General features: G+C 41.0%; 6 protein-coding genes. 2 read left to right on the plus strand and 4 right to left on the minus strand.

Going from position 1 to position 4,592, the window contains the following annotated elements; all coding sequences use genetic code 11:
* Window positions 1-311 (plus strand): cupin domain-containing protein (locus AK963_RS25590; protein WP_175404654.1); only part of this gene is annotated, 311 nt, incomplete at its 5' end.
* Between the two features lie 214 nt (window positions 312-525).
* On the plus strand, window positions 526-1,290 hold the full coding sequence (locus AK963_RS25595) for a LysM peptidoglycan-binding domain-containing protein (RefSeq protein WP_066018204.1): 765 nt from the start codon (window positions 526-528) through the stop codon (window positions 1,288-1,290).
* 818 nt (window positions 1,291-2,108) lie between these two features.
* Here the strand turns inward: AK963_RS25595 and AK963_RS25600 are convergent.
* From AK963_RS25600 to AK963_RS25620, 4 genes are all read right to left on the minus strand, one after another.
* Entirely contained in the window at window positions 2,109-2,426 is a 318-nt protein-coding gene (locus AK963_RS25600) for a hypothetical protein (RefSeq protein WP_083232891.1), read from the minus strand.
* Between the two features lie 346 nt (window positions 2,427-2,772).
* Window positions 2,773-3,051, minus strand: coding sequence for a hypothetical protein (locus AK963_RS25610; RefSeq protein WP_066018206.1), 279 nt, complete (start codon window positions 3,049-3,051; stop codon window positions 2,773-2,775).
* A 340-nt stretch (window positions 3,052-3,391) separates the two neighbouring features.
* On the minus strand, window positions 3,392-4,105 hold the full coding sequence (locus tag AK963_RS25615) for an N-acetyltransferase (RefSeq protein ID WP_139117660.1): 714 nt from the start codon (window positions 4,103-4,105) through the stop codon (window positions 3,392-3,394).
* Between the two features lie 59 nt (window positions 4,106-4,164).
* Window positions 4,165-4,518 (minus strand): DUF3768 domain-containing protein, encoded by a 354-nt coding sequence (locus AK963_RS25620; protein WP_066018208.1) that lies wholly within the window; start codon window positions 4,516-4,518, stop codon window positions 4,165-4,167.
* Between the last annotated feature and the right edge of the window lie 74 nt (window positions 4,519-4,592).

A 4,592-nucleotide genomic window follows, 5' to 3' on the forward strand; every position in this document is an offset into this window, starting at 1 on the left:
GAATCGGTGATCCGACATTCCAGCAACTCACCATTCCACCGTTTACTTCTGAGCAAGTGCATCATATTCATCCGACAACCCGGGTTGTTTATGTTCACTCTGGCCGTGGGTATTCCATCGTCGGGCAGTCTGAAAAGACTGATGAGGTTGAACTACTCCCCGGTATGGTCGTCGTACTCGATCCTATGTCACCGCACCACTTCAGGACTGAGGGCGAGTCTCTGACCGTTCTCCCGGTTCACGTCTTTTCAAGCACCCCGGCAAGCATGGAAAGCAATCACCCGATGTTCAATGGCACAAAGGAAGTGTGAGTTAAGGTGATTTCCAGAGTGGCCAGTTAAGGAAGCGGATTAAATGACTTTGATTTCCGATAACAGGTAGCATCGTCAATAAAATAACAGTCAGGAGTAATTAATAGCATTTAATACTAACCCAGCCAAACAAACCTACCGATCTTTATTTATTGATTTTTATAACCAACAATTAAATCAATTGATTCCATTGATAGCCTGACCGGGTGTTTATATGAAAAGCTTGTTAATAATTGGATTGGCATTTGGATTAGCCGCCTGCTCTGACTCACATGAAAAAGAAAAAGCGATTGATAGTGACAAAGATGTATTGCCTTCCTTCGAAAATTCAAGAAAAAAAACTGATTCAAATAAAAACAACTCACTTTCAATCACCAACAAAGAAAGAGAGGGCTCTGTTTCAGCTAAAAGTTTAAAGGTGCAGAATGCTCAACAAATGCCAGCTTCTGACAGTTCTAGAGCAGAGGTAGTATCCCAAAAACCGACAAAAATTGAGCCTTCGACTATCAGCGGAAACAGAGGCGTGGCAGAGTCCAGTAAACATAGTAACAAATCTACATCTTATAAACTGTCAAGTTTTGTCACCTCTGGCTCAGAGATAAACAACCTTTCATACAGCCAAGGCTCTTATACTGTCAATCAAAATGATACTCTAATGAAAATCGCTTTCGAAATATATGGTGATTATGAGCAATGGAGAACCATCAAAGATTCAAACTCCGACAAAATTGGCTCTGAAAACATCATCAAAGAGGGAATGATATTAACTTTCCCAGAACCAGCTGAGAAATTTATTCAAAACAAAAATGGCGATCCATACTTAATCAAACGAGGAGATACGTTAACATCTATTTCCAAAAATGCATACGGCACCAGCCGTCACTGGAAAGACATCTGGAAAAACAACAGGCCTTTAATTAAAGATCCAAACTTAATTTTTGCCGGATTTACAATATACATTCCTGCCATCACTGATTGACAGATATTGATATAAAAAGAACGGTTTAATGTATTTGCAAGAGTAGCCAGTTAAGGTGATTTCCAGAGCCGCTAGGTACAGGGCAAAAACATGACTACTCGCTGTATTATTAAAAAAATTAGTGTATATATCTGCTTAATAGCCTGCTAGCCGGATGAATATACTAAAAACAAGCATTCATTTTAACATCAACTGTCGTTAAGTTACATATTTCCATATGTATCAAATTTTCTTCAGCCTTCAATTCTCTAGGGCTTCAGCGATTTTAAGGCTCATGTTTTTGCCGTGCCGCTAGGTAAGGTGAAATCAAGATCGGCTAGGTAAGGTGATTTCAAGGTCATCAGGTAAGGTGTATTGGAGTCTGCGAGTCAGCGCCAGTATCAGGTTATTTTTTTGACGTTTTACCGTCTGTAATGCCAGCTTTGCCGCTGATTACCGATAAGCGGCAGGCGGCATTCAGGCCGCTCTGCGGGGCTTTTTCCTAATCGGCGGTTCTATAGCCTATACGGGAAAAACCGGCCTCAATCGGCCTCAACGGGCGCTCCTAGCGTATGGCCGTATAGCCTAGTAATGACGGGCGATAGCGGAAAGACGGTATAAAGCGGTAATTGAGTGAGGCGGCATTCAGGCCTGTCTAGGAGGCTTTTTCCTGAGAGGGCTACCAGTAGGGTCGGAGGGAAAAACCGGCGTTACGGGGCGTGAACGGCGGCAGTCTCGGGGCTTCTGATTCTGGCGGGTTGGTAGTAGGGAGGCACAAAAAAACAGGCTCTATAGCCTGCTGGTTTTGAGCAGGCTCGCTGGCCTGCTCGGTTCGGTGATTAGAGTTTAAAGACTGGCTCTTCTTTTTGCTCACCCTTATCGAATTTTTCAGCCAGATCAGTTACGGCATTTTTAAGTGCCTCTTTGATCTTATCAGCTTGCTCTACTGTGTACTCGTATTTTGACTTATCAGCCAGTTCGCCTACACGCTCGATTAATTTTAGCGCCTTTGGCATTCTCACATTTACAGTCTCTACAAATCGTTCTTCAGGAGACTTTTTAGATTTACTGTTGCGTTCCATTTTGTCCTTAGCCATGGTAGTACCCTCTTTTTTGTTGGTAGTCGTTTTCTTGCTGGTGGGTTTAGTAGTAGTCATGGTTGTTACTCCTTTGTTTATCATTATTCGTTGTTGTTATTTTAACTATGGGTTGTCTGTCGTGTATTTCAATAAATTTTTTTAGTCCCTGACCAGCGGCAAACTGGCTGATAAGCGAGAGTGAAAAAGCTCTATACCGTTTACGTGTATGCTCGCTTCGTCTATATAGCTCTCGGCTAATTCTAGCTCGTCCACGGCGCTTGGATTCTCGGCTATATATTCGGCTAGGTCTGCCAGCTTCTCGGATAATAGAGCTATACGTTTTGCCTGTATCATTGCTGAGCATGCTAGGTCGGCATTGTCGGTAACTGGCATAGTGCGTGTGTTCATGGTGGTAGCCTCGCTATTAAAACTTCATGCTCTTTTCGAGATTTTTGAGTTCGTCTGTCAGGGTTTTCAGTTTTTTGAGTTTCGGTATGGTGATGCTTACTTCGTCTACGCTCTCCATCCACTCTTCATCGTCGGTGTATTTTTTCATATCGCCCGCTACTTCAACGGTGAAAAATCGGGAGATAGTTTCCAGCCAAGAGACAGTAGACTTCAGGTCGTCTAATACAGGCTTCATTTCCTGCGCTCTTTTGATCTTGGTTTCGATTGATTCTTTTAATTGTTTAGTTGTTTTCATGGTACTGCCCTTGTTTTTCGTTATTGTTATTTTAACTATGGGTTACGTGTCGTGTATTTCAAATTATTTTTAATTTTCCCCCTTCCCTCTTTATATCGGTTTTTCTCTCTGTTTTCTGGTAGCTGAATCACCTGGTACTTACAAGATAAGTTTGATAAACGGTTATAGTCGCTTACTTTCGGGGTCCCTGGAGTTCTTTCTTCGTTGCGGGTTCTAGGTGGCGCGGTGTTTCGTTAGCGCCAGAACTCAAAAATGGGTATACATTTTTTTGAAAAGGCTGATTTTCACGATGAAAACAGGCTGAAAGCCTGTTCATTGGTATACAAAAGTGTTCATTCTTTCACTTGAGTGAAATGTCTGAATTCCAGCGCCTGACGCATGTTGTTATAGCGGCTTTCTGTAATTCAGAAACACTGAACCCATCTGCCATTTTGGAAGTTCTTTCAAGAATTGTATCTGTATCAGATTCAATATCAGCAACAGAATATTGATAGAAATGCAACTCATCTTGAAAACCGCACTTCTGATAGAATGTATAGGCTTCTTTTTCTGCACTTACAACATAGAAATGATCAAGATTTCGTTCTTTCGCAAATAGAGAGCCTGCATACAACATAAATGAGCCAATTCCTCTTCGCTGTGGATTTGATTCCAAGTCGTGTAGTGCAATGAAGTTTGATTCAGGCCGATAAAAGAAATGAGCAAATGATCTTGTTTCGTAATTGAGATTTACTTTAATATCAAGCATGTTATAGCTACTATCCAGCGAGTACAACTTCACCTCTTCATCGCTTGGCTTTCTAAGTTTGGAATAAAAGATAAGTTCATTTTCAAGATTGGGAGATTTTATCATTGCAGGAGTTCTTGTGGATATGGAAGTCCTAAGCAGCTGCTGACCTCTGCAAGAATCTAATTGATGGTTGTATAAAACCCCAAGCTTTCTAATTATATCTTTTTGTTCAACCGGCCTGCCTAGATATTGGGCTCTACTTCTGGAACACCATGGATTAGGTATTTCTGGATAACTACTGTTTAGATAATTAATTGGTTCCACTGAACAGCCTTTATAATTAATAACTCAGGATTCTTGAAGGTAAGAATATACATTTTTAATCAATAATCAATGGCGAGCATGACGGTTAAAACCCGAATTGTTTTGGACAAGTCCTCTGGATTCTCTGATCCATGTTCTAATTCACGGTCGTAATAATCGAATTTGACGAATATTTTTTCATTATCAAAATCCAGCGATAACCAGTCATGTTCACCGTATGGATCATTGTCTTCATGGAAGTTATCAAAGTTGGCAATAGCGGTTGCTAAACCAATCTTGTCTTTAATGGTATGAGTTAGATTGGCAGTCATCATTACAATATATAAACAGCCTTCGCTTTCTAGCTTTTCTTTTTCCTCTGGATCAATTAGCGAGCGCCGAACCCTGTCATTATAAATAGCTATAGATTTCATAATTAGTACCTCCGTATAGGTTAGCTATTGTTATGGTTCCGGGGCTTATATAGGTCATCAGCCGCCTACCCACT

It is taken from the genome of Endozoicomonas atrinae (genome assembly GCF_001647025.1).
Lineage (GTDB): Bacteria > Pseudomonadota > Gammaproteobacteria > Pseudomonadales > Endozoicomonadaceae > Endozoicomonas > Endozoicomonas atrinae.